25 protein-coding genes are annotated in these 25,867 nt (G+C 46.1%); 20 read left to right on the top strand and 5 right to left on the bottom strand.

What is annotated here, in order from left to right; translation table 11 throughout:
- Positions 1 to 58 precede the first annotated feature (58 nt).
- The 11 genes from WBG78_RS01930 (at position 59) to WBG78_RS01880 (ending at position 10,573) form a co-directional block, all read left to right on the top strand.
- Positions 59 to 808, top strand: coding sequence for an alpha/beta fold hydrolase (locus WBG78_RS01930; protein WP_337324674.1), 750 nt, complete (start codon positions 59 to 61; stop codon positions 806 to 808).
- Positions 809 to 870: 62 nt separating this feature from the next.
- Entirely contained in the window at positions 871 to 1,536 is a 666-nt protein-coding gene (locus WBG78_RS01925; protein WP_337324673.1) for a CBS domain-containing protein, read from the top strand.
- A 27-nt stretch (positions 1,537 to 1,563) separates the two neighbouring features.
- Positions 1,564 to 1,956, top strand: a complete 393-nt coding sequence (locus tag WBG78_RS01920; RefSeq protein ID WP_337324672.1) for an energy transducer TonB — start codon at positions 1,564 to 1,566, stop codon at positions 1,954 to 1,956.
- Positions 1,957 to 2,137: 181 nt separating this feature from the next.
- Entirely contained in the window at positions 2,138 to 3,010 is an 873-nt protein-coding gene (locus tag WBG78_RS01915) for an NAD kinase (RefSeq protein WP_337324671.1), read from the top strand.
- A gap of 45 nt (positions 3,011 to 3,055) precedes the next feature.
- Positions 3,056 to 4,111: a DUF6089 family protein gene (locus WBG78_RS01910; RefSeq protein ID WP_337324670.1), complete on the top strand. Its 1,056-nt coding sequence runs from the start codon at positions 3,056 to 3,058 to the stop codon at positions 4,109 to 4,111.
- The gene (porG, locus tag WBG78_RS01905; RefSeq protein ID WP_337324669.1) at positions 4,111 to 4,800 is read left to right on the top strand and encodes a type IX secretion system protein PorG; all 690 of its coding nucleotides are present in this window, start codon (positions 4,111 to 4,113) and stop codon (positions 4,798 to 4,800) included. Before WBG78_RS01910 ends, porG begins: the two co-directional genes overlap by 1 nt.
- A gap of 184 nt (positions 4,801 to 4,984) precedes the next feature.
- Positions 4,985 to 5,737, top strand: coding sequence for an isoprenyl transferase (locus tag WBG78_RS01900; RefSeq protein WP_337324668.1), 753 nt, complete (start codon positions 4,985 to 4,987; stop codon positions 5,735 to 5,737).
- A complete protein-coding gene (locus WBG78_RS01895) occupies positions 5,738 to 8,425 on the top strand; it encodes a BamA/OMP85 family outer membrane protein (protein ID WP_337324667.1) in 2,688 nt (895 codons plus the stop codon).
- 2 nt (positions 8,426 to 8,427) lie between these two features.
- Entirely contained in the window at positions 8,428 to 8,964 is a 537-nt protein-coding gene (locus WBG78_RS01890; RefSeq protein ID WP_337324666.1) for an OmpH family outer membrane protein, read from the top strand.
- A 10-nt stretch (positions 8,965 to 8,974) separates the two neighbouring features.
- Positions 8,975 to 9,535 (top strand): OmpH family outer membrane protein, encoded by a 561-nt coding sequence (locus WBG78_RS01885; protein WP_337324665.1) that lies wholly within the window; start codon positions 8,975 to 8,977, stop codon positions 9,533 to 9,535.
- Positions 9,536 to 9,670: 135 nt separating this feature from the next.
- Positions 9,671 to 10,573, top strand: coding sequence for a S66 peptidase family protein (locus WBG78_RS01880; protein WP_337324664.1), 903 nt, complete (start codon positions 9,671 to 9,673; stop codon positions 10,571 to 10,573).
- Between the two features lie 84 nt (positions 10,574 to 10,657).
- Here WBG78_RS01880 and WBG78_RS01875 read toward each other — a convergent pair whose 3' ends face one another.
- Complete coding sequence (locus WBG78_RS01875; RefSeq protein ID WP_337324663.1) at positions 10,658 to 11,875, bottom strand: NAD(P)/FAD-dependent oxidoreductase; 1,218 nt, start codon at positions 11,873 to 11,875, stop codon at positions 10,658 to 10,660.
- Between the two features lie 41 nt (positions 11,876 to 11,916).
- Between WBG78_RS01875 and WBG78_RS01870 the strand changes: the two genes are divergently transcribed.
- Together WBG78_RS01870 and WBG78_RS01865 are read left to right on the top strand one after the other, a co-directional pair.
- A complete protein-coding gene (locus tag WBG78_RS01870; protein ID WP_337324662.1) occupies positions 11,917 to 12,588 on the top strand; it encodes a lipid-A-disaccharide synthase N-terminal domain-containing protein in 672 nt (223 codons plus the stop codon).
- Positions 12,585 to 13,793: a THUMP-like domain-containing protein gene (locus WBG78_RS01865; RefSeq protein WP_337324661.1), complete on the top strand. Its 1,209-nt coding sequence runs from the start codon at positions 12,585 to 12,587 to the stop codon at positions 13,791 to 13,793. Before WBG78_RS01870 ends, WBG78_RS01865 begins: the two co-directional genes overlap by 4 nt.
- A gap of 44 nt (positions 13,794 to 13,837) precedes the next feature.
- Here the strand turns inward: WBG78_RS01865 and WBG78_RS01860 are convergent, their stop codons facing one another.
- The gene (locus tag WBG78_RS01860; protein ID WP_337324660.1) at positions 13,838 to 14,344 is read right to left on the bottom strand and encodes a peroxiredoxin family protein; all 507 of its coding nucleotides are present in this window, start codon (positions 14,342 to 14,344) and stop codon (positions 13,838 to 13,840) included.
- Positions 14,341 to 14,529 (bottom strand): hypothetical protein, encoded by a 189-nt coding sequence (locus WBG78_RS01855; RefSeq protein WP_337324659.1) that lies wholly within the window; start codon positions 14,527 to 14,529, stop codon positions 14,341 to 14,343. Before WBG78_RS01855 ends, WBG78_RS01860 begins: the two co-directional genes overlap by 4 nt.
- Before the next feature lie 170 nt (positions 14,530 to 14,699).
- On the opposite strand from WBG78_RS01855, the gene mfd reads away from it, so the two are divergent.
- Positions 14,700 to 18,077 (top strand): transcription-repair coupling factor, encoded by a 3,378-nt coding sequence (mfd, locus tag WBG78_RS01850; RefSeq protein WP_337324658.1) that lies wholly within the window; start codon positions 14,700 to 14,702, stop codon positions 18,075 to 18,077.
- Here mfd and WBG78_RS01845 read toward each other — a convergent pair.
- A complete protein-coding gene (locus WBG78_RS01845) occupies positions 18,035 to 18,289 on the bottom strand; it encodes a hypothetical protein (RefSeq protein ID WP_337324657.1) in 255 nt (84 codons plus the stop codon). The two genes, mfd and WBG78_RS01845, sit on opposite strands and share 43 nt — an antisense overlap.
- 290 nt (positions 18,290 to 18,579) lie before the next feature.
- On the opposite strand from WBG78_RS01845, the gene gldJ reads away from it, so the two are divergent.
- Positions 18,580 to 19,812, top strand: a complete 1,233-nt coding sequence (gene gldJ, locus WBG78_RS01840; protein ID WP_337324656.1) for a gliding motility lipoprotein GldJ — start codon at positions 18,580 to 18,582, stop codon at positions 19,810 to 19,812.
- 114 nt (positions 19,813 to 19,926) lie between these two features.
- Positions 19,927 to 20,205: a hypothetical protein gene (locus WBG78_RS01835; RefSeq protein WP_337324655.1), complete on the top strand. Its 279-nt coding sequence runs from the start codon at positions 19,927 to 19,929 to the stop codon at positions 20,203 to 20,205.
- A 1-nt stretch (position 20,206) separates the two neighbouring features.
- Here WBG78_RS01835 and WBG78_RS01830 read toward each other — a convergent pair whose 3' ends face one another.
- Entirely contained in the window at positions 20,207 to 20,782 is a 576-nt protein-coding gene (locus WBG78_RS01830; RefSeq protein ID WP_337324654.1) for a ComF family protein, read from the bottom strand.
- Positions 20,783 to 21,099: 317 nt separating this feature from the next.
- Here WBG78_RS01830 and WBG78_RS01825 point away from each other — a divergent pair, with 317 nt between their 5' ends.
- From WBG78_RS01825 to WBG78_RS01810, 4 genes are all read left to right on the top strand, one after another.
- Complete coding sequence (locus tag WBG78_RS01825; protein ID WP_337324653.1) at positions 21,100 to 21,441, top strand: carboxymuconolactone decarboxylase family protein; 342 nt, start codon at positions 21,100 to 21,102, stop codon at positions 21,439 to 21,441.
- Positions 21,434 to 21,811 carry a hypothetical protein gene (locus tag WBG78_RS01820; RefSeq protein ID WP_337324652.1) on the top strand — a complete coding sequence of 126 codons (378 nt, stop codon included), beginning with the start codon at positions 21,434 to 21,436 and terminating at the stop codon, positions 21,809 to 21,811. Before WBG78_RS01825 ends, WBG78_RS01820 begins: the two co-directional genes overlap by 8 nt.
- A gap of 135 nt (positions 21,812 to 21,946) precedes the next feature.
- Positions 21,947 to 25,429: a DUF4175 family protein gene (locus WBG78_RS01815; protein WP_337324651.1), complete on the top strand. Its 3,483-nt coding sequence runs from the start codon at positions 21,947 to 21,949 to the stop codon at positions 25,427 to 25,429.
- A 27-nt stretch (positions 25,430 to 25,456) separates the two neighbouring features.
- Positions 25,457 to 25,861: an ATP-binding protein gene (locus WBG78_RS01810; RefSeq protein ID WP_337324650.1), complete on the top strand. Its 405-nt coding sequence runs from the start codon at positions 25,457 to 25,459 to the stop codon at positions 25,859 to 25,861.
- Positions 25,862 to 25,867 lie beyond the last annotated feature (6 nt).

Below are 25,867 nucleotides of genomic sequence, written 5' to 3'. Positions count from 1 at the left end.
AGCACCTTATTTTTTTTCTGATCAATTTTTTATTTACTTATCCGAATTAATTCTCAGCATGGCTTTATCAGTTAAGGAAGAGAATGGTTACAAATACGTAGAGGAGGGGCAAGGGCCTATACTGTTGCTATTGCACGGACTTTTTGGCGCCCTGAGTAACTGGGAAGCGGTAGTAGGAGGCTTTTCTGATCGCTATCGTGTGGTGATTCCAATGCTTCCTATTTATGAAATGCCGATCCGCGAGGCGGGCCTAGAAGGCTTGAGCCGATTCCTGAAAGAGTTTGTTGACTTCAAAGGCCTGGACAACATGATCCTTATTGGGAATAGCCTCGGGGGTCACGTTGGTTTGCTGTACACGCTAAATAATCAGGAGAAAGTCAAAAAGCTGATTCTGACCGGAAGTTCCGGCCTGTTTGAAGACTCAATGGGTGGCTCCTATCCCAAGAGGGGAAACTATGACTATATCAGAGAACGGGTTGCCTATACTTTTTATGATCCCAAAGTCGCTACAAAAGACCTGATCGACGAAGTTTTCGATATTACTAATAGTATTCCCAAGTGCCTGCGGATTGTTGCGATTGCCAAATCGGCTCAACGAAACAATCTGGCCGACGAGATCCCAAATATTAAAGTACCGACACTTTTGGTATGGGGTTTGAATGATACCATCACACCACCACTGGTCGCACACGAATTCAATAGATTGATTCCCAATTCGGAGTTACGGTTTATAGATAAGTGTTGTCATGCTCCAATGATGGAGCATCCGGAAAAATTTAACGAGATCGTTAGCGAATTTTTGGGGTAACCTTACCGTTATCTCATCCAGTAGGCCGTTTCATTACGTATATTAGGCTGGCTTTAATTACCATGATTGCAGAAGATCTGATTAATCACATGATCCCTCCGCTGAAAGCATCGGACGATGCACACAAGGCGATCGTGTGGATGGAAGAATTTCGTTGCAATTTCATGCCCGTTGTCGATGACGGAAAACTTCTTGGATTTATATCAGAAGAGATCATCCTGGAGACAAACGAAGTCGACCGTCCTGTTCGCGACTTCAACCTGGTTGGACAGAATTGCTACGTTCATCTCGACACTCACTTCTACGATATTTTGAAAGTCGCCGCTGAGAACAAACTCCAGGTGGTTGCTGTTCTGAATGAAGAACAAATTTATTGTGGTCTTATCACGGTTCAGGATACTTTAACAAGTTTTGCGCAGACAGCTGCAGTTCAGTTGCCGGGTGGAATACTTGTTTTGTCTATGACCCACGTTGATTATTCGTTGTCAGAAATTAGCCGACTCATTGAAGAAAATCACGCAAAGGTACTAAGCAGCATCGTGAAGGAGGATCCTCTGGATCCTTCCAAGCTAAGGCTGACTTTGAAGATTAACCAGATCGATCTGCATCGTATCGTTGCAACACTGGAAAGATTTGGTTATCGGGTCATTGGGCGATATCAGGAAACGAAGCCCACAGGAGATGGCAAAGAGCGTATTGACATGCTTTTACGTTATCTCGACATTTAATCGATCTACGTATTATTTTGTTTCTTCATGAAACCGCAGGGTGGATCAAGTTCCACAATGCGCTATGTACAATCCAATAGCACAATAGCATTGACGGAAGATTCTATCTATATACGGGTGGACGAACAAGCGCAGTTTCCTGGCGGCATGGAAGGCCTGATCCAGTTTCTCGGCAAGAATGTCAAATACCCGGCGGCGGCTCGAAAGGCCAGAGCTGAAGGCACTGTGTTTCTTGCTTTCGTGGTCTACAAGGATGGCAGTGTAGGCGACGCTTCAGTTATTAAAGGAGTATCGCCCGAACTGGACGGTGAGGCATTGAGGATAGTTCGCCTTTTTCCTGCCTGGATTCCGGGAACTGTTAAGGGCAACGCTGTTAGTTCCAGATTTGTGCTTCCCATCAAATACAAGCTTGGTATTTGACGCAGGGAATATCATTAGCTTCTCAGTGTGATGTTTCTTTTCAACCGACGGACATCGCGTCCTTCTTCTAACTCCTTCTGAATTTAGTTGATCTATTTGAATGGCGACCTTTGTCCATTTCGGAGGCGTTCCTATCTTTATTTCGAGTTGTTTACTTGCTACTAAACTTAAACCGCGACTAATGAAAATTGCCGTGCACGGGAAAGAGTTCAATCGCGTATCGGCACCGTTCATCGCTCGCATTTTTGAAATCTTCTCCGCATCGAAAGCTGACGTTCTGGTCTCAGCAAAGTTTAGCCTGTATCTCAAGAAAGCTAAGATCCAAAACCGATTCAAAACTTATCAGAGCAGTAAGGAACTATCGCGCGTGCAGCTGTTTATCAGTATTGGCGGAGACGGTACGCTGCTTGAGTCAATCACTCACATTGGTAAACTGGAAATACCGGTGTTAGGGATTAACACCGGCAGGCTTGGTTTCCTTGCCAACATCAGCAAGGAAGAAACAGAACATGCGCTTAGAAGTGTACTCGATGGTGCCTACAGTTTGGACACCCGTGCGTTGTTGAAACTTGCTACCAACAAAAGCATCTTTGGTTCGCTCAACTTTGCCCTCAATGATTTTACGGTTGTAAAAAAGGATTCTTCGTCAATGATCACTATTCACACATATGTGGATGGTGAGTTTCTAAATTCGTATTGGGCGGATGGTCTCATCATTTCCACCCCAACTGGTTCTACCGGGTATTCTCTCAGTTGCGGAGGTCCCTTAATATTTCCACGGTCTCAGAATTTCGTAATTACGCCTGTTAGCCCCCATAATTTGACGGTGCGACCGATTGTGGTGCCTGAAACTGCTCATATCACTGTAAAGGTCGAGGGCAGGAGTCGCAAGTACTTGGTTTCACTCGATTCCAGGATGGCCTCAGTAGATTCTTCGATAGAACTACAAATTAGCAAGGCAGATTTCAACGTCCATTTAGTGCAACTTGAAGTAAATAACTACTTCAAAACGCTGAGGCAAAAGCTCAACTGGGGACTTGACGCCAGGAATTGATTTTTTGTTAACTTTGTACTCTGCACATCTTGACTTTTTTTAAGGATGAGGAGATTTTTTCAGGTAGTCGTCGCAGTCCTTTTTGTTTCACTGGTTTTTGATGCGGAGGCTCAGGTCAACCGCAGGACGATCAAAAAGAATAACCACAAAATGGCCACATACCGGGGCCGAAAGTCCTGGTTTGGCAAAGAGAAGCGCTATGATATGCTTGGAATCGGCATTAGCGCGCTGAACTATTACGGTGACCTTTCACCCAAGCCGGGAATCTTCAGCACTGACATCACATTTACAAAACCTGCCATAGCTTTATCTTATTCTCATCGTTTCGGTCCTCGATACGCAATTTCCGCATCATTCATGTACGGAGCGTTAAAAGGCTCGGACAAGGAATCCGCTGACCCTGGTGATGCAGAAAACGGCACATACCGATATACCCGTAACCTCTCGTTCCGAAATAGAATTAAGGAACTGTCCGTTGTTGCCAGTATCGACTTGTTCGACAACTCTATGACGTACATCAGCCGAGTGGACTGGACACCTTACGTTTTTGCTGGTGCATCTGTTTTCATGCACAATCCACAGGCCCAGGCGCCGGCAACGGATCTGAATGGCAATCCCCTTCCGGAAGCTGGTCAATGGATCGACCTCAGGGATTTAGGTACCGAGGGTCAGCACTCTCAGCTGCTCGAAACTGACGTTAATTATGGCATCAAACCTTATAAAAACATTCAGTTGGCTATACCAATGGGCATTGGAGCTCGTTTTAAGCTGAACGAAGTAATGGATTTATCAGTTGAATGGGGCTTTAGATATCTATTCACTGATTATATTGATGATGTGAGTCGACACTACGTCGATCTGGGCGTATTCGGAGGCAATGAACTTGCTAAAGCAATGTCTTATCGCTCAAACGAAGTAGCTACGCCGACTTACACTTATGTGGGCCGCGACGGTAAAAGCTACTCTGTTGTGCCTGGATATGGAAGTGAGTTTAAAGACAACAACCGCGGTAGCAAGAACGACAGGGACATATTCATGGTGACTACCTTTAAGCTCACCTATGTACTTGGTAAGTCTATGCATCGTGCTAAATTCAGATAATGTCGAAACTGTTGCGCACATTCTTTACAGCATTATCCATTGCACTCCTGTTTGCAGAGAATGTCACAGCTCAAAGTTCTGAAGTCGGTTTTGGCCTGGGTACATTCAACTATACCGGCGACCTGGTTCAGTTTTATAACTTCAAATACTCCAAGCCTGCCGCTACGGTTTTCTATCGCTCAAACCTGAGCAACGTGGTCAGTCTCAGGGCCGCCATCACCGCCGGTTTGATCGGGGCAAGTGAAGTCCCTACTGACGCTTTTGCTACCCAACGAAACGCTTCTTTCAAGCATTTTCTCTTTGAGGCATCGACAGTGGCCGAGTATCACTTCCTGAACTGGCGTGATTCGAAGCGATTTGTAAGATTCACACCTTATCTTTTTGGCGGCGTTGCCCTTTTTGGTTTTTCGGGTGATGTCGATCGCAGCCAGGCGTATAGTACGGTCCAGATGGCCATTCCCTTTGGTGGAGGCGTTAAATACGTGCTAAATCCGAAGTGGTACCTGTCGTTGGAGTTTGGTATGCGAAAAACATTCTTCGACTATCTTGATAATGTTTCCGGAGGTGACTTCCGAAACAAGAATTATCAGTATGGCAACGACAGCAACAACGACCACTACTACTTTTTGGGATTCAGCATTACCCGCACGTTCTATACTATCCCCTGCCCAACCAATCCATACAGGTAGTATTGAGTCCTGAGTATTTAGTCCTTAGTTAAAATTCAAGTAAACAAGAGCCTTACGGTGAGGCTAACCTGAAAGGGCTGGCCAGGACCTACTGGGTCAATTTGAAAGGAACTTTATAAATACTCAAGACTAAGGACTCAGGACTAAGTACTTACGACTGATTTTTTACTACTTTTGCACCCTTGTGGCTTTTACAAAGGAACATATAGATCCAAACAAGTTACCGCAGCACATCGCGGTGATCATGGATGGTAATGGGCGCTGGGCAAAGAAGAAAGGCGCGCTACGGATATTTGGTCACCGCAATGCAGTGGATGCTGTACGCGAAGTGACCGAAGGCTGCGGTGAACTCGGCATTAAATACCTGACGCTCTATGCGTTTTCTACAGAAAACTGGAGCCGGCCGAAAGCTGAAGTTGATGGTCTGATGGAGTTGCTCGTCAATACCCTGAAACAGGAGATCAAGCGATTGAACGAGAATGGGGTAAAGCTTAAGACGATCGGAGACATTACCCAGCTGCCTAAAAACTGCCAGGAAAATCTTAGCTGGGCGATTGACAAAACAAAGGATAATAAGGGGCTGACCCTCATTTTAGCCCTTAGCTACAGTGGCAGGTGGGAAATCACCGAAGCTGTACGTGAGATTGCGAATAAGGTCAAGGCGGGAAATCTACAACCCGATGCGATAAATGAGCAGACCATAGAAAACTATTTGAAGACTTCGGGCATCCCAGATCCGGAGCTCCTTATCCGCACCAGTGGCGAATTGCGTGTCAGCAATTTTCTGCTGTGGCAGATAGCGTATACGGAGCTCTTCATTACGCCAACGCTGTGGCCTGACTTCAGAAAAGAAACGCTATACGAAGCAATCTTGTCCTATCAGCAACGAGAACGACGATTTGGAAAAACAAGTGAACAATTGAATCCGGTGAGTTGAATGAAACGCGTCTTATTAATTGCTATTCTCTTTTTCGTTGTTGGTGAGACCTGGGCTCAGTTCAGAAAAAACCGTGGTGACAGACCTTCTGCCGCTCCTTCTGAAAGCACTTTAAACTATAATAACCCGATTGAATATACGATCGGGGGTATTGAAGTGACCGGTTTGAATGTGCTGGACAAGAACGCCATGATATCAATCTCCGGCTTGAAGGTCGGGGATAAAATCAAAATACCGGGCGACGGCATCACTGACGCAATCCGCAAAATCTGGAAGTACGGGCTTGTTGGTGATATCTCCATCAATGTCGACAGGATAGAAGGCAATAACGTATTCCTCAGCATTGCCCTTGCAGAGAGACCCCGCCTCACCGGCTTCTATTTTACTGGTATCGGTAAAGGTCAGGAAAGCGGTCTTAAGGACGATCTAAAGCTTATTCGCGGTAAAATCGTGACTGATGCCATGATCCGTAACACCGAATCCGCAGTGAAAAAATATTTCGTCAAGAAGGGCTATCTCAATACAGAAGTGAAGATCCTTCAACAGAAGGACACACTGAACCGGGATGGAATTCGTTTAAAGATAGCCGTAAATCCGAAGTCCAAAGTTAAGATCAACAACATCTCGTTTGTGGGTAATGACGCTATTCCTGATTCGAAGTTGAAGAGCAAAATGAAGAAGACGCACGAGCGTGCCCGACTCTCAATACACAGGACGATCCTCAATCACGTTTTCCATATCAATCCGGCAACTTATTTTGATACAAGCGTTGTGGCCGGAAAGAAAGAGTTGCTTGAATTCGTACACGACAACTTCAAGCCTAATGTCTTTGCGAGCTCCAAGTTCATCCGCGCAGATTACGAAGAAGACAAAAAGAAAGTCCTCGCATTCTACAACACCCAGGGGTACCGTGATGCCGAGATTGTATCCGATACTATTGTCAATCATGATGAGAAATCTATTGACATCAACTTCGTGGTCTCTGAAGGTCCGAAGTATTACTTCAGAAACATCTTTTGGACCGGTAACTACATCTACACCGACAAACAACTGGCGGCCGTACTAGGTATCAACAAGGGGGACGTTTACAACAAAGAGGCCATTTCCAAAAAGCTGCAGTTCAATCCGAAAGGAATGGACATCAGTGGTCTTTATATGGATGATGGTTATTTGTTCTTCAGAATCAATGACGTTGAGGTTGCTGTTGCCGGTGACTCAATTGATGTGGAGATGCGAATATTCGAAGGCGAGCAGGCAACAATCAATGAGGTTACCATCGCTGGTAACGAGCGCACCAGCGATCACGTGATCCGTCGCGAACTGAGTACCATTCCCGGACAGAAATTCCGTCGCTCTGATATTATCAGAACACAACAACGTCTGGGTCAGTTGGGCTTCTTCAACCCTGCGACTATTGGTCAGCAACTCACACCTAATCAACAAAAAGGAACTGTTGATATTGAATGGCAGGTAGAAGAACAATCCAATGACCAGGTTGAATTGTCTGGTGGTTGGGGTGGTTATTATGGATTCGTGGGAACGTTGGGTCTTACATTCAATAACTTCTCTATCAAAAACATTCCTCACCTGAAGAACTGGAAACCGCTGCCAACAGGTGATGGCCAGAAACTGTCGTTGCGTGTGCAGGCCAACGGTCGCTCATTCCAGAGCTATAGTTTCTCATTCACTGAACCATGGCTTGGCGGTCGCAAGCCGCACTCCTTCAGCGTAAGTTATGTGCGTTCGATGTCCCGCTATGCAGGTCAGGGCGCTTCAAGTTACAACGATTTGAATTCGATGCTTCGCGCGGATAACTTCTCCATCGGCCTTGGTCGTATGCTCGAGTGGCCTGATAACTACTTCACGCTGACCAACTCCCTGGGTTTCGCGGTATATACGCTGCAGAATATCGACTACGGAATTGGATGTACAGACTGTTCTTCAAACGCGATCACGTTCAACACCACAATATCGCGTAACAGCATCGATAATCAGATGTACCCTTCTCAGGGCTCTACCATTTCGCTTAGCCTTGCTTTGACTCCTCCATACTCCGCATTTAATGGAATGGATTATTCAACAGCGACAGCAGCCGAGAAGAACAAATGGCAGGAATATCACAAGTGGATGTTCGATGCACGCTACTACCTGCCTTTGGATAGCAAGAAGAAGCTTGTGCTGGAAGCGAAGGTTCACTTCGGTTTCATCGGAGCATACAATAAGGAGAAAACAGGTATCGGTCCATTTGAGCGTTTTGTGCTAGGTGGTAGTGGTCTTGCTGGTGGATTCAACTCCTTCGTTCTTGGAAAAGAAATCATTGGATTGCGCGGATATCAGGACAATCAGATCACTCCTCCAAAGTATCAGACCGGCAACAGCACTCAGCAGCTTGGAGGTATAGTTTATGAAAAGATGGGTATTGAGTTGCGTTATCCTGTAACGACTGGAAACGCAGCGACCATTTACGGTTTGATCTTTACTGAGGCAGGAAATAACTGGGGCGACTATGCTGATTTCAATCCATTCAGCATGTACAAGGCGGCCGGCGTTGGTGCCAGGATTTTCATGCCGGCATTTGGTTTGATTGGTTTGAACTGGGCCTACGGATTTGATCCCGTACCGCTCGGTAGTGGCAGGGACGTTAGTGGATCGCAATTCCACTTTACTATTGGTCAGCAAATCAGATAATTATGCGGCCTTATATTATTACAGTTTTTTTTCTCATTTTCGGCCTGAATTTTGTCCACGCACAGCGGTTCGGGTACATCGACACGGATTTTATCCTTGGGAAGATGCCGGAATACAAAAAGGCGCAGGATGAGATAAATCAGCTTTCCGAGGCTTGGGAGAAGGAGATAAAGGAGAGTCAAAAGAAAATTGACGGAATGTATAGCGCCCTTCAGGCCGAACAGGTCCTGCTCACAGAAGCGATGAGGAAGGAGCGTACGGAAGCAATCCAAAAAAAGGAAACAGAGCTGAAAGACTATCAGAAAAAAGTGTTCGGTTTCAACGGACTCTTCTTTCTGAAAAAACAGGAATTAATTAAACCCATACAGGATAAGGTGTGGGACGCGGTGGAGAAGGTTTGCAAGGAAAACAACCTCGCAATAATGTTCGACAAATCCGCGGAACTCGTTATGATCTATACGGACCCCCGGCATGATTATACGGACTTTGTACTTGATCAATTGGGTTACGGAGACCCTAACGATAAGATAAAAAACTAAAACAACTGTAATGAGAAAATTTGTTCTACTTCTGGCGTTGGGAATTGGGGCTTTGACAACTTACGCACAAACAGCAGCCCCAAAAATCGGCTATGCAGACGTTGATTACATCTTTAGCCAAATGCCAGAGTCAAAGGCAATTGATGCCGAATTGAAATCAACCCAGGCCCAGCTCAAAAACCAGATAGATACCAAGTATCAGGAGTTCCAGAAAAAGGTTCAGGATTACCAGGCCAATCTGAACACCATGCTTGAAGCTGTGCGTCAAAACACTGAACGCGAATTGCAGCAAATGCAACAAAACCTTGAAAAGCTTCAGACTGATGCTCAGACAACAATTGAAACCAAGCGCGCTCAGCTGATGGATCCTGTTTACAAAAAAGTAGGCAAGGGCATCGAAGACGTAGCTAAAGAAAATGGCTTCACATTTGTCTTCAGCCAGCAGATCGGTGGTTTGGATGTAATCCTGTACGGTGACGAAAAAATGGATGTTTCCGACCTCGTATTGAAGAAGCTCGGCGTAACACCTAAGCCAGCTACAGCAACTGCTCCGGCGCAGCCTAAGAAATAATAAGCTCATAGCTTAATAAACTAAACCCCTTCTGGCGCAGAAGGGGTTTTTCTTTTTTAGTACGTTACGTAGAATTAGCATCAGCTGCATTAGTGAATCCTGAAGACCTCGATGATCTCACCATTTAAATCAAAGATGATCACACCAGCACTACTCAAACCCGGAGACAAGGTCGCTATAGTAGCACCCGCGAAAAAACTGAGTCCGGCAGAATTGGATGCCGCTGTCGGGGTTATAAGATCATGGGGGTTGACTGTTTCCACAGGCCAGTATGTTCACACGGAAGATCACAGCTATCTCTCTGCCACAGACGAAAGGAGACTTGCCGATATTCAGGAAGCTATCAACGATGAAGAAATACGCGCAATCTTTTGCGTGCGTGGCGGATATGGAAGCACTCGCATCATCGACCAGATCGACTTTACAAATCTTCGGGATTCACCAAAGTGGCTGGTTGGCTTCAGCGACATCACAGCCGTATTACTGGCTGCCTACAATTTCGGAGTGCGTTGTATTCATGGGACCATGCCCGTTCAGTTTGGAAAAGATAACTGGAAGCCTTCTGTGGAAAATCTCAGGAAAACCCTGTTCGAAGGAGCGATGGAAATGACCTCACCGCCTCACCCAGCGAACAGACCCGGAAGCGGCGAAGGCATTCTTATCGGTGGAAACCTGTCAATCATTGCGGACTCACTTGCAACTTCTTCAGAGATCAACACACGTGGTAGCATTCTGCTTCTTGAAGAGATCGACGAAGATCTTTATCGGCTTGACCGAATGCTAACTCATTTGAAACGAACCGGGAAGTTTGATAATCTGGCAGGACTTGCAATCGGACATATGAGTGACCTTCGCGATACATCTAATTATAAGGAAGGGTTCGAGAGCATGATAAGGGATAAAATTCTGAACACCAGCTACCCCGTTGGATGGGGACTTCCTTTTGGTCACGAGAATTATAACCAGGCCTGGGTGGTGGGTCAGCCTACGAAAATCATGGTCGATGCCAAAGGGACTACATTATCACCAACGACATAAATACTGCAGTACATCCCGCACGCATCATAGCTAAGAAAATTCCGAGCCAGGGAAATAATCGGACTGCGCTCGCCAGGTAATGAATCACGCATCTGCAATACTTCTCGCGGCAAGGTAAGCGGTCGTCCATGCTGCCTGAAAATTGAATCCTCCCGTCTCGCCATCGATGTTAAGTACCTCACCTGCGAAATACAAACCTGGCACCTTCTTGCTTTCAAGTGTGGTTGAATCTATTTCATTTAATTCCACCCCCCCACAAGTGACAAATTCCTCCTTGAACGTAGTCTTACCAGATACATGCATTACCGTATTGACGAGATGCTCTGTTAGCTTATTCAACTCCCTGTTGGAGACTTCGCCCCACACACGAGAGACTTCAATGTCCGAAAGTTCACACAACCTTACCCATAGACGCTGCGGGATGCTGAACATAGGATGACCATGAATCTTTTGCTTTGACCGGGATATTTTCGCCTCGGTAAATGTCTCCCGACATTTACCATCCGACTCACCTGTCCAATTGATACGAACGTCAAAGACGTAGCGCTGCTCATGCAAATAGGTCGCTGCCCATGCCGACAATTTGATGACGGCTGGTCCGCTAAGGCCCCAGTGAGTGATGAGTATCGGACCACGCTCGGCAAACTTTGTAGAAGCTATTTTTACTTCCCCCGCCGGCACTGCAATACCCATTAGGTCTTGAAACCGCCGCTCTTTATCGTTGAATGTAAACAGCGAAGGTATTGGCGGTACAACGGTGTGACCAAGCGCACGTATCCAGTTATAGGGCTCAGTGTTGTTGTGCCCTCCTATGGCTATAAGCAGATGTTTCGATTGCCATGATCTACCATCAGCTGACGCTATCGTGAAAACAGTGCCCCTCACAACGCTGATGATCGCCGCGCCACGTTGAATATCAATGTTGAGTCGCGTTGCCTCGGTTAAAAAGCAATCGATGATAGTTTGCGAGTCATCCGTCACGGGGAACATTCTTCCATCTCCTTCGGTCTTCAATTCTATGCCTCGCGATTTGAACCATTGAACTACATCGTCAGCATGGTACTCTTTAAAAGATTGCTTCAGCATTTTCTCGCCACGGGGATAATGCCGTGCAAGTTCAAACGGGTTATGACAGGCATGCGTCACGTTGCATCTGCCTCCTCCGGACACCTTAACTTTTGTCAACAGTTTCTGCGTCTTCTCAAGGACTGCAATTCGAAGTCCTGGGCGCGTTGCAGCAGCCTGAATGGCCCCAAAGAATCCGGCAGCTCCGCCACCAATCACAATCAGATCAAATTGCATGGTGTCAAAATAAAAGAAACCTTCTCACAAATAGCCGTATTTTGCAGCATTTTCAAATGGAGTTGCTCATACCAAAATGGAACTGGATCTACTTAGTCGGCTTCGGGGGCCAAAGTTTGTTCGGTGTGAGAATACTCGTTCAATGGTTTTACTCTGAACGTGAAGGCAGACCGGTATCCCCTGTCTTGTACTGGCAGGTTAGTCTCATTGCATCCTTTATTGTGCTTGTGTATGGAGTACTCAGAAAGGATCCAATCATCATCCTGGGTCAGATTTTATCCTACTACATATACATTCGGAATCTGCAACTAAAACAAAGGTGGACATCCATCATAGCACCAATACGATACTTCCTGTTGATTTTGCCAATGGTGTTCCTTGGCATTGTACTTTTTTCAGTACACAATCTGATTGGTGATCTGTATCAAAATGTTGAACCGATGAAACCAATCTTCATCATCGGCGCCATAGGGCAATTGATGTTAAACCTGCGCTTTATTTATCAATGGTACTATTCTGAACGACGAAAGATTTCTATACTTCCACTGGGCTTCTGGATCATTAGTCTTTCTGCGTCAGTCCTCGTGGTGATTTATGGTCTGAACCGTAGAGATCCAGTGTTGATTATATCACAGGGTCTTGGCATGGTTGCTTACGTTCGAAACATCTGGTTCTATTCGAAACGAGGATTATTAGCGACAGATAAGTCATGATCGATCCAGCTGCGTTGTCGCCTGAAGTAAGACAATTCGTTATGGCGAACGAGCATGCCGATGTCCCTTCACTTCTGTTAAAGTACAAATCAATCGACAACGTTCCCATCTCAGCTATTGCAGATCAGATTATTGGTAGACGGAAAGCGAAGTCAAAATTGCCGACATACTACAGTAACGAAGACATACTGTATCCCCCGGTTCTCAATCTCGAACAGACTTCTTCAGAAAAAACGGCACAGTTTAAAGCCAGTCTGATCCGCTCATATTTGTCATCAGAAATTTTCCCACCAGACACTTTGGTGGATCTTACCGGGGGCTTTGGAATTGATTCATTTGCCTTCTCCAAGTTCTTCAAAAGCGTTGTTCATGTTGAACCAGATGAAAGGTTGCAACGACTCGCCCAGCATAATCATTTGCTACTGGGTTCTGATAACATTGTGTACGCGACTCATACTGCCGAAGAGTTTCTTAAAACTATGGTTGACGTGTCAGCTGTATATATAGATCCATCCCGTCGCAGCGGTTCCCGAAAGGTTTATAGCCTTCACGATTGTCAACCGGACATTACCGAATTGCAGGACCAAATACTCCGGCATTCACGCATACTGATGACAAAGGCATCACCGATGCTTGATATTCAACTGGCACTCGGCGAACTACGACAGGTGAAGAAGGTCTTCGTTGTCGCCGTGGATAACGAGGTACGTGAGCTTTTGTTTATTGCCGAATGTGGTTTTTCAGGAGAAGCAAGGGTCGTCGCCATTAACGAGTCTGATGGCTCACTTTCCTCGCTGGAGTTTTCCATCTCAGAGGAGCAATTTGCAGTAGCTACAGTCTCCGATGTGATGGATTATTTATATGAGCCCAATGCAGCACTGTTGAAAGCGGGTGCATTCAAACTTCCATCGGTGCGATACAATCTGAACAAGCTCCATGTCAATACTCACTTGTATACCGGCGACACTTTGAAGGAAAGTTTTCCAGGCAGGATCTTTCGTGTAGTCTCTACGTTGAAGGCCGACAGCCGAAAGTTACACGATCACTTTCCGGAGGGAAAAGCCAATATCATCACTCGGAACTATCCCTCAACACCTGAGGCACTAAAGAAGAAACTGAAGCTGGGTGACGGTGGTGATCGCTACCTTTTAGCGTTTACATCTACGAAAGGTCCGGAGCTGGCAGCGGTCGAAAGGTTAAAATAAGCTTCAGCTTTTCGCTTAAGACTGCGTTAAGCAACTTCCCGAAATTACTTCGTCGCCGCGATGATTCTTTCGATTGGCGTTTCGCCGTTAAATCCTTTCACCAGTTTATGATCTTCCGAATAAACATATATCGATGGGGCTGAGATCGGCCCGTAATTGTTGAGAACATTTAATGCCGGCGTAAATGCAAAGTGAACATTGGGACGACCACTTAATTTATACGTATCGGCAAACGCCTTGATTTCTTCCATCGGACCGGATGTTATAAAGTACAATGTTGTACCTCCAAAGGCGTCCAGGTTCCGCTCAAACTCCTGAGCTTCGCGCTGGCAGTGATCACAATCAGGTTGAAAGAATATCAATGCGTTTTTGCCTGTCAGGTCTTTGACATTTACCTGGGTGTTGTCGAGCAGGGTGATAATGAAAGATGGCTGTTCATTGATTGCTCCTCCAGGAGCATCCAATGCTGATTCTGCTCCAGTTTCCTTTTTGGAGCACGACTGCACAACAAGCATTGTCAATACGACGAGCGAAAGAACGAACTTATTCATGTGTAAATTTTCAGCAGCCAATATACGAAGTAACCGATGGCCGCGCCGCCTCCATATAACTTAATCACATCCAGGCGCGTTTGAGTAGCACGCCACCAGAGCATCAGCCACGGCTTATACAATCCACCGAGCATCAGGCACGCCATAATGATGCTAAATACCCACATCGTTTGCATCAGTCTCATCGTGACGTCGTCGTATTAGTTGATTTTAATTATGATCCGAGTGAACTCAGAGAAAGCAATTTGACGTTTGAAGTTACGCAGAAATAACCTTTTAAGGCTGGTTTGCGTATGACAGGGGCATTATCTTTGCAACCTTGTTGTGTTGCACACATCAATAACAGATACTCGAATTGAGGGCGCTTGATTTTCTTAGCATTTACAAGGCAGATGGTTTCATCCACACCGTTGCTGCAGGGATCAAAGCGTCTAAGCGTGAAACGATTCACCTCAAAGGCCTGGCGGGGAGCCTCGACGCTATAGTAATGGCAGCGGCGTTCCGGCTACATCCTCAGGATTATGTCGTTGTGCTACACGACAAAGACGAGGCCGGATATTTTCAGAACGATTTACAAACACTGCTGGGCAGGGAAGTGCTCATTTTCCCAATGTCTTACAAACGTCCCTATGAGTTTGATGAGGTTGACAATGCCAACATTCTCATGCGGACGGAGGTGCTGAACCGCTTGGCCAGCAAGAACAGCGCAGATATCATCGTTACATATCCGGAGGCTCTTGCCGACAAGGTGATCAACAAACGATCGCTGTCGACCAACACGTTCCCCATAAGCTTAGGCGACAAGCTCGACGTAGCTTTCCTCGAAGAGTTTCTTCATTCATACGATTTCGATAAAACTGACTTCGTTTACGAGGCGGGTCAATTTGCCATACGCGGAGGTATCATTGACATATTTTCATTTGCCTATGACCTCCCTTATCGCATTGAGCTTTTTGGCGACGATGTGGATAGCATCCGGACATTCGATCCGGGTTCACAGCTGTCAGTTGATACCCTTGACAAGGTGAACATCCTCCCCAACCTTCAGACAAAACTGGTTCAGGAGGAAAGGCAATCCTTCTTTGAGTTCATATCAAAGGACACGCGCGTCTGGATAAAAGATTACGAACTGACTGCCGAGGTGATCCAGAAAAGTTTCGACAAAGTTGAAGCGACTTTCAATAAGATCATTTCGAACAGGGGGGCTCACGTTGTGTCGAGCCCGTCGGCCTTGTTTGATGATCGCGAAGCCTTCGAAAGGCAAATGGACAACTTCGCCTGCGTGTTATTTGGCTCGCGCTTTAGCAAAGCGGCAAAACAACAGTTCGAATTCAAATCATCCTCTCAAACATCGTTCAATAAGAACTTTGAATTGCTGGCGCAGGATCTTTACGAGCACGAGCTGCAGGGATACAGCAATTTCATTACGGCTGATGTCCCCCGACAGATTGAAAGATTAAAAGGCATCTTCGAAGAGATAAATGCACAGTTGCATTTTCAACCCCTCGAATTCACGCTGCGCCAGGGATTTGTTGATGGACTACAGAAGCTTCTTTGCTATACCGACCATCAGATTTTCGAACGTTATCACCGCTATCGTTCGAAGGAAAAATACTCAAAGTCAAAGGCACTTACTCTTCGCGAGCTGCAGACACTTCAACCTGGTGACTTCGTCACGCATATCGATTATGGCATTGCCAAGTTCGCCGGTCTTGAAAAGAAAGACGTAAATGGTCATGAGCAGGAAGCGATCCGACTCGTTTTTCGCGATGACGATTTGCTGTATGTCAGCATCCACTCCCTGCACAAGATTTCCAAGTACTCGGGTAAGGACGGGGCATTGCCTGTCATAAGTAAGCTTGGTACTCAGGAGTGGGAAAATAAGAAATCAAAAGCTAAGAAGCGGGTTAAGGATATTGCGAAGGAGCTTATTTCGCTGTACGCGAAAAGAAAATCTTCGCCCGGCTATGCGTATCAACCAGATGGATTCCTGCAGGCAGAACTTGAATCTTCATTCATGTATGAGGATACAGCTGACCAGGCCAGGGCAACCGAAGATGTGAAGCGCGACATGCAGCAGCCTCACCCGATGGACAGACTTGTATGCGGTGATGTAGGATTCGGAAAAACCGAGGTGGCAATACGTGCTGCTTTTAAGGCGGCCACAGAGGGAAAACAGGTTGCTGTTTTAGTACCTACAACCATCCTGGCCATGCAACATCATCGTACGTTTGCCGAACGCCTTTCTCAATTTCCCGTAAAGATTGAACACGTTTCGCGGTTCAAAACGGAGAAGGAGATCAAGGAGATCGTCAAGGAAGTTGGCGAAGGCAAGATCAACATTCTCATTGGCACGCATCGTATCGTGAGCCAGGATGTGAAGTTCAAAGAACTCGGCTTGCTCATCATTGACGAGGAACAGAAGTTCGGCGTCAAGGTGAAAGATCGTCTGAAGGAAATGCGTGTAAATGTTGATGTGCTTACGCTAACAGCTACACCCATACCCCGCACGTTGCACTTCTCATTGATGGGGGCGCGTGACCTTAGTATCATATCAACACCACCGCCGAACCGGCAGCCCGTAACCACTGAGCTGCATGCGTATAACGAAGAGATTATACGCGATGCCGTAAGTCACGAATTGCGTCGCGGCGGCCAGGTATTTTTCGTTCACAATCGCGTGAGCGATATCGTTGAAATTGCCAATGTGATTTACCGGCTTGTTCCTGATTCCCGCATCGGCATTGCCCATGGACAGATGGAAGGCGACAAGCTTGAAAAGGCCATGGCGAAATTTATTGATGGTGAGTACGACGTACTCGTATCCACAAACATCATCGAATCGGGCCTTGACATTCCGAACGCCAATACGATCATCATTAACCAGGCGCATATGTTTGGTTTATCTGACCTTCATCAGATGCGTGGACGGGTGGGGCGTTCAAACAAAAAGGCATTTTGTTTTCTGTTAACTCCACCGGTTTCCGTGCTTACTGCTGATTCACGTAAGAGGCTTGCAGCGCTCGAAGAATTCTCCGAGCTAGGCGACGGCTTCAAAGTGGCAATGCGCGACCTCGATATCCGGGGCGCTGGAAACCTTCTTGGCGGCGAACAAAGCGGCTTCATTACGGATTTAGGATTCGATACTTATCATAAAATTCTCGACGATGCCATCCAGGAGCTGAAGGAAACAGACTTCAAAGAATTGTTTTCTTCCGAGCTTGCTGAAAAGGCAAAACTCATCGTTCAGGATTGCGTCATAGAAACGGATTTGGAGATCCTGATTCCGGATCGTTATGTAAATAACATCAGTGAACGTTTGCAGCTGTATTCGCGGTTGGACAACATTAAGAACGAAGACGAACTTCAGTTATTTGCAAACGAGGTGAAGGATCGATTCGGTCCGCTACCTCCTGCAACGGAAGAGCTGGTGAACACAGTACGATTGCGCTGGTTGGGTGAAAGGCTGGGCTTCGAAAGACTCAGCATCAAGAGTGAAAAGATGCGGGCCTACTTCATCAGCAGTAACGATAACTATTTCAAGTCAGACGTTTTTGGTCAGATCTTGTCGTTTGTTCAGAAACATCCGAAGCAGTGCAAGATCAAGGATTCGGCAGGCAAGGCGATGCTGCTTATCGAAAACATCAAGACGGTTGATTCGGCAATTGCGTTCTTGCAGCAAATGGCAGGTCAGGCTACTACTAAGTCGGCGAGCGAGATTTTGTCGAGGTAAGGATTGAGGCCGATGGTCTTCTCAAAGGCAGTGATCATAAGAACCTTCTTGAATTCGGGAGAATAGAAGACTTCGATGAAGAAACCGTCGGTGAAGTACAGGAAAACCTTACAATCAGCAAGGTTACGCTGAGCGAGGTAGTTTCCGTTAAAAGTGATCACGTCGCATTTTTTGTCGAAGGGCATGATCCGGAAATCTTGTAAAGTCATCATAGGAGGTGGCGTTTTTTGACTGGCATGTCAAAATTCTGTGCCACTGGTCCACGATTGTGAATTTGAGGTCTGAAGGGGGTTTCGGCCCAAAAGTCTTCCCAAAACTGGAGGGTGTGTTTCCCAGTTCAGTAAGGCAAGTGAAAAGTGTATCAAAAGCAATAAGAATCTCCCAAAAGTCGTTCAAAGAAGGTAAGATCACTTTATCCGCTGATTCTCCTTTAAACTTGCATCAAGTTGGAAAACATGGCCTTAAGCGTTTAATTAGCATATTGTTTAAACTCAAAACCAAAATGAAGTATTCTTTCAGGGTTCTAATGTATGTGATAGGCGGTTCCGTCATACTGTCGTCCTGCTCCTTGTTTGGTGGAAAAAATAGGAAGCCAAACGCGTCAAACCCGGGACAGGTCAGCACAGCCACGGGATTGGCCTACAATGACGAAGACCAGGGTGGATTCATGGTGAATCCTTACGAAGGTCAGCCCGACGCACCAAACATGGTGTTTATTGAAGGTGGCCGCGCTGTAATGGGCTCGTTCGAGGAAGATGTTATGTCTTACCGCGATAACATCGAAAGAACCGTGTCCGTGGCTTCATTTTACATGGACGAAACTGAAATCGCCAACGTACACTGGCTGGAATACATGCACTACCTGGCGAAGGACTCTTCACAGGAAGTATATCAGGCTGCTCTCCCTGACACAACTGTTTGGGTTGGTAAGCTCGCCTTCAACGATCCTTATGTAGAGCACTACTTGAGATATCCTGGCTTCCGTTATTTCCCTGTTGTGGGAGTTACCTGGAATCAGGCCAGCAAGTTTGCTGTGTGGAGAACCCGCGCTGTAAACATCAAACTGGCAGAAGATGCTGGTGAAGAATATGCAGAAAGCGATGGCCGTATTCCTTTGGAATCTGGTATCGTAGTTCCGGCTTATCGCCTCCCAACAGAAGCAGAATGGGAATACGCAGCACAGGCCCTTATCGGAACACAGTGGCTCGAAGAACTTCAAACTCACCAGCGTATTTATCCTTGGGACGGCCACGCAGTTCGTAACCCTTACGGAAAGCAGATGGGTTATATGCTTGCTAACTTCAAGCGCGGTCGTGGTGACTATGCCGGTATCGCAGGTCGTCTGAACGATGGAGCACTTATCACCTCTTATATATATGAGTATCCTCCGAACGACTACGGTCTGTACAACATGGCCGGTAACGTAAGCGAGTGGGTACAGGATATTTATCGCCCGATGTCATTCCAGGATTTCGACGATCTGAACCCAATCCGTCGCGATGGTTTCCTCGACCCTGCTTCTGGAACAAACTCTGGCTACAACAGCGATCATGAAAAGAACCCTGAATCTTTCACTTCATTGATCACTGACCGTGCAAGAGTTTACAAAGGCGGTTCATGGAAAGACGTTGCATACTGGATGTCACCTGGTACAAGAAGATACCTCGATCAGGATTCAGCAACTGCAACTATCGGTTTCCGTTGCGCAATGATCCGCGCCGGTTCTAACTACTAAGAATACTTTACTTCATATAAAAGAGCTCCAGACCCGGAGCTCTTTTTTTTGTCTTTAATGGTTCCCTGTACAGGGTAAATCGTCATTAATGCCTAGAACGATTGCATTGAAGATATGAACAGAAGCAGAGTAAGAACAATTGCAATATCCATCGCCTTAGTTTACGTGCTGGTATCCTATCAGGTGCTCCACGACAGCGTCATATCTGTAAACGAGAATAGCATCTTCCACACTCATAGCGGGGTCTTTATGCCTGGATATGCACTGGGCATGTTGCTCGGACTCCTCGGAGGAACAGGCTGGGTCCTGGTTGGACAGGCAATAACATTCGCCGGCTTATATGTTGTTCTCGACGGTATCCTGAAGACACTTCCATATAAGAAAGAGCAGTAGTTCACGCCTCAGCAATGCATGCCACACTGATGTCGCGGGGTCCGGCCGACAACAGCGCCTGAACGCATGCCTCCAACGTTGAGCCTGTAGTAATCACATCGTCCACCAGCAGGATGCTCCTGTCCTTCACTATTTCGGGCAGGGCTATTCTAAAGGCGTTTGCAATATTCTCCCAACGCGTAACCCGTGATTTCTTGGTTTGTGTTTCCGTCTTGTGCATCCGAACCAGCGCCTCATCTGCTTGTGGTATCATCAATTCTTTGGACAACCCCTCTCCAAACTTTGCGGCCTGATTGTAACCCCTTTTACGCAGCCGGGAAGTGTGCAATGGGACAGGCACAACCAGGTCAAAGTTGTATATCCCGACTGTGCGAAGCTTGTCCCCATATGCAACTCCCAGCCTGACCCCTATTTCTGGTTGATTCTTATATTTCAGCTGATGCAACAGATGTTGAATTCTTCCATTCTTGGTGAAGTGGTAGCACGCCATCCCATAGCGAAGCGGCATCCTGTAAGAAAGCCTGTGCAGCAACGCGTTCTGTTCACGACAGTGATAGTCCGTTTCTGGCAACTCCAACAAACAGCTTGTGCAGAGTGTGTCCTCTCCTTTTAGAAGACTTTCACTACAAGCCAAACAAGGCCTGGGAAAGAAGAGAGAAACGAAGTCACTCAAAATTTCACGTCGTCGCGAATCCGCCATGGGAATTATATTTGTACCCGCCGATGTTCCACATGAAATCGCCGTTACAAGTAGTCACTAGACAGGTTACTTCCGCAGCGATTCAATAAGTCATTGACCAAGGGCAGATCAACGACCGAAATTAATGACTACAGTATCTGGTTCTTCGGAAACGTACTTCTATTAACCTGACAAAAAACGACCAAGAAAACATTATGGGTCTACCTGAAGATTTCAATGCATATCGCTCTAAAATGAATGAGAAGATCATGGCCTCAGATAGCCTGATCATCAAACGCATTTTCAATCTCGACACCAATGCTTACCAGGAAGGCAGCCTCGACCTTCGTACTAAGGAGATGATCGGACTTACCTGTTCCCTCGTCCTCCGCTGTGATGATTGTGTTAAATATCATTTGGGAAAATGCAAGGAAGTCGGGTTTACGACTGAAGAAGTTAATGAAGCAATGGGCGTGGCGACCCTCATTGGTGGCACTATAGTTATCCCTCATCTCAGGAGGGCATTTGAGTATTGGGAATCTTTGCAAAATGTTTAAGCGCGACCTGGATTTCGATCGCACCTGGGCTGCCCTGTTAAATAGCCTGGAGCAGATCATTGGAAAAAAGCCCAAAGATCTGAATGCAGTTTTGTTCCTGATTGGCGTTCAGGAATTAGGCAAGGGCCAAAAAGTGTTCAGCAAGGAAGAGAAGCAGGATCTCATGCACATTGGAATCTGTAAAGTCCTTAGTCTTTCCGGATACTATTCGCTTGAGGGGTCAGATGCCGATGGCTGGCCGCATTGGAAGATGGAGAAAAAACTTCCTAACGTCACTCTAGCCGAACAGGAACGCCTCCTGAAGATGCACGTCATTGAGTATTTCGAACGCGAGTACGACTGGTTGGCACCTGATCAAACGGCAGGATAGCTTAGCGTCCCGCTGCTGACGGGATGTAATGATTTCTCCATCGCCAGGTTATTTTGTCGGGTAACTAATAGCCCTTATCTTTAGTTACTCAACCTTGTTGTTCGTGTTTCGTTTTTCCAAGTAAAGGGACTGGTTATGGGAGCTGGAGTAGAACACATTCAGGAAAAAATCAGGGCGTTCAGAAAGAAGTATTACATCAATATCTTTCTGAAGGGTTTTCTGTTGTCGCTTTCCATTCTCGTATCGTACTTCATCCTGGCTGCTGTACTTGAATACAACCTATGGCTCGGTCCGTGGGTACGGTTTCTCATCTTCTTTACGTTCTTTGGCATTGCCGCCTATTGTTTGTTTCGGTTTCTCATGGAACCCATGGGCTACTGGTTGGCCCGCCGAGGACTATCGGAAGAACAAAGCGCAAAGGTTATTGGTCAATACGTTCCAGGCGTTAAGGACCGCTTGCTCAATCTCATTCAACTCAATTCCAACAGAAAGGATTCCGCTCTGGCCTATGCGAGCATTGAACAAAAGTCAATGGAGTTTGAGTCGGTGTCCTTTGACCGTTTCATCGATCTTAGTCAAAACCGCCGGTATCTGAAATATCTTTTAGTGCCCGTGCTGGTGATCGTTGCCATTCTCGTGATCAATCATGGCATACTCACACAAAGTACTTCGCGGATAATGCACTTCACTCAGCAGTATTCACCTGAGGCGCCATTTAAATTCATCGTAGACCAGGAAAGCCTGAACGCTTTTTACAACGAGAACCTTGTCCTGAAAGTGCGTCTCGATGGAGATGCTCTTCCTGCCGATGCTTATCTCGTAAAAGATGACCGCCGGTTCAAACTCGATGGGGGAACGGGTGGCGAATTCACCTATACTCTGGACAACATTCGAGAGTCTTTTGCATTTCAGATTGAAGCGGCTGGATTTTATTCGGATGCCTTTGAAGTAACAGTTGCCAACCGGCCCGAGCTGAACAAATTCAACGTTGAATTGAACTTCCCTGCTTATCTGCATCGAAAAAGCGAAGCCCTGACAAATGCCGGCAATTTGGAAATTCCCGAGGGAACCAGGGTACGTTGGAAGCTCTCGACATTGAACGCAAGCAAAGCGCATATTCAGTTTTCGGGTGAGGAAAGCCCCGTGGATTTTCAACGCGTCGATGAACAGGGGTTCTCTATTGAAAAGGTGGTTAAGTCACCGGCCAGTTACGAGATCCAGCTCGAGAACAACAAGAGTCGTAATAAAGAGCGCATTGCATACTTCATTAACGTTATCAAAGACGAATACCCGAAGATTGAACTGAACAATTTCAAGGATTCAGTTTTGTTCAAGACGGTTGTGTTGAGCGGCATGCTCAGCGACGATTATGGAATCAACAAACTCGCACTTCATTATTCGGTAAAGGATGAAAACCGAAAGGAGATTCTTGAGCGCACTCAGTACATTGGAGTTAATAAGGAACAACCTCAGCAAAGTTTCTTCCATCCCTGGAAGCTGGATTCACTAAAGCTAAGTCCCGGAAGCACGCTTGAATATTATCTGCAGGTGTGGGACAACGATGGCGTAAATGGCAGCAAGTCAACGAAGACTTCGACGTATAGCTTTGCCGTTCCAACTGAAGATCATTTGGTTGCCGAGATCAATAGTTCACAAACAAAAGCGCAGCAAAAAATTGATCAAAGTGTAGGAAAGGCAAATAAGCTTCAGCAGCAGGTTGAACAGGCCAATCAAAAGTTAAAGGGAAAGCAGAGCCTCGATTGGCAGGATAAAAAGATGCTGGAAGACATCATCGATCAAAAACAAAATCTTGATAAGATGGTGAATGAGCTGAAAGATCAGAACCAATTGCTCGAACAACAGAAGGACGCATTCACGGATCAGAACGAGCGAATCAAAGAAAAAGCAGAGCAGATTCAAAAGTTGATGAATGAATTGCTCGATGATGAAACCAAGAAGTTGTTTGAGGAATTACAAAAGTTGCTGAAGGAGAACACCGATGTTTCACAGATCCAAAAAATCCTCGATAAACTAAATCAGAATACAGCAAATCTTGAAAAAGAACTCGAGCGAACCCTTGAGTTGTTCAAGCAGCTTCAATACGATTATAAGCTTGATCAGACAATTCAAAATCTTAAGGAACAGTTAAAAGAGCAGGAAGCTCTGCTTGAAGAGACAAAGGCTCGCGAACAGGAAGAGGCAGATCAGTCAAAGTCGGACAAGAAAGGCTCCAAGGCCGACAAGAAGAAGGACGCCAAAGGCGAAAAGAGCGAGAAGGGCAAGAGTGACAAGGAAAAGAATTCAGACGAGAATAAGGAAGAAGGTAAGGATCAGAACGGAAAGGAAAATCCAGGGGACCAAGACCAGAATGGTGAGCAAAGTCAGACCAAAGAAGAGAATGAAAAGCTCGCTCAGGAGCAGCAGAAACTGAAGGAAGACTTCTCGAAAACCATGGAAGAGCTGAAGGAACTTGAAAAGTTGGGTGAGGAGCTCGATAAGAATGATGATGAAATTCCGTCAGAAGAGGATTCGAAAGAAGTGCAGGATGAGCAGGAGCAGAGCAAGGAAATGTTAAAGCAGAACAGCCCTTCAAAATCCAAGGCGCCGCAGCAGAAGGCAATCCAGAAGATGCAACAGATGAAGGAGAAAATGGAAGGTGCTCAGAGTGCTATGTCGATGGAAATTGATATGGAGAATCTGGAGTCACTGAGGCAGATACTTCACGGACTTGTAAAGTTATCGTTCGACCAGGAAGCCATCATGAAGAATTTTAGTGAACTCAGCCAGAATGATCCAGCCTTCAATGGAATAGCTCAGCGGCAGTTAAAGTTAAAAGACGATGCTAATGTATTGGAAGACAGTTTGTTAGCTCTTGGTAAGCGCGATCCTTTCATGGGGTCTGTCGTGACTAAAGAGATTGGAGACTTAAATGATCATCTCGATAAAGTGATTGAGGCGAATAAGGAGCGTCGTCGGCCTCAGGCGTCAGGGGAGATGCAGATGACAATGACTTCCATTAACAATCTTGCACTGATGCTGGACGACCATTTCGACATGATGATGGAGATGATGGCGAACGCTCAACCGTCGATGGGAAAATCGAAAAAGAAGGGTAAGAACCAGAGTCTCAGCCAGATGCAGCAACAGTTGAATCAGCGTATTCAGGATCTGAAGGGCAGTGGCAAGTCGGGCAGGGAATTGTCTGAGGAGTTGGCAGAGATGGCGGCTGAACAGGAGAGGATAAGAAGAGCGCTGCAGGAGATGCAGGAAAAGATGAAGGAAGGGGGAAAAATGCCGGGTGGTGATTTGCCTGGTAAGATGGAGCAGACTGAAATGGATCTGGTGAACAAACAATTAACGGAGCAGATGATGCAACGGCAGCAGGATATTGTGACGAGATTACTGGAAGCAGAGAAGTCGGCGCGTGAGCAGGATATGGATGATGAGAGAAAAGGTGAGACAGCCAAGGACTATGACAAGGAAATACCGAAGGCGTTTGAGGAATATTTGCGACTCAAGGAAAAAGAAGTAGAATTGCTGAAAACTGTACCGCCAAAGCTTTACCCGTACTACAAGAAAGAGGTTAGTGAATACTTCAAAAGGACGGGTGATCAATAGGTATTAACTAGTGGGAAAAAACAGGGCATGAACACTATTAGCATCCAGGTTCCGTCGATAACGGAGAACATCAGAATGATTGAAAGCTTTATTGACAATGCCAAAGAGCGTTTTCACCTGGATGATGATATGTATGGCAATATTATGATTGCCGTGACCGAGGCGGTAAACAATGCCATTAAACACGGCAACTCTAACGACAAGTCAAAAAACGTGTTCCTTAGCCTGTCGCTGGACGAGAGTATGCTTCGGTTTGTAATAAAGGATGAGGGAAATGGATTCAACTTTGAGAATCTTCCTGATCCGACTGCGCCAGAGAACATTGAAAAGCTCGGAGGTCGTGGCATCTTTCTGATGAAGCACCTTTCTGATGAGGTCGATTTCAAAGACAATGGCCGTGTTGTTGAGCTAAGTTTCTACATGAATTCCTGATACTGA

Source organism: Chryseolinea sp. T2 (assembly GCF_037203685.1).
Taxonomy (GTDB): domain Bacteria; phylum Bacteroidota; class Bacteroidia; order Cytophagales; family Cyclobacteriaceae; genus Chryseolinea.
The sequence above is the reverse complement of the archived record's forward strand: the minus strand, read 5'-3'. Positions and strand labels throughout refer to the sequence as shown.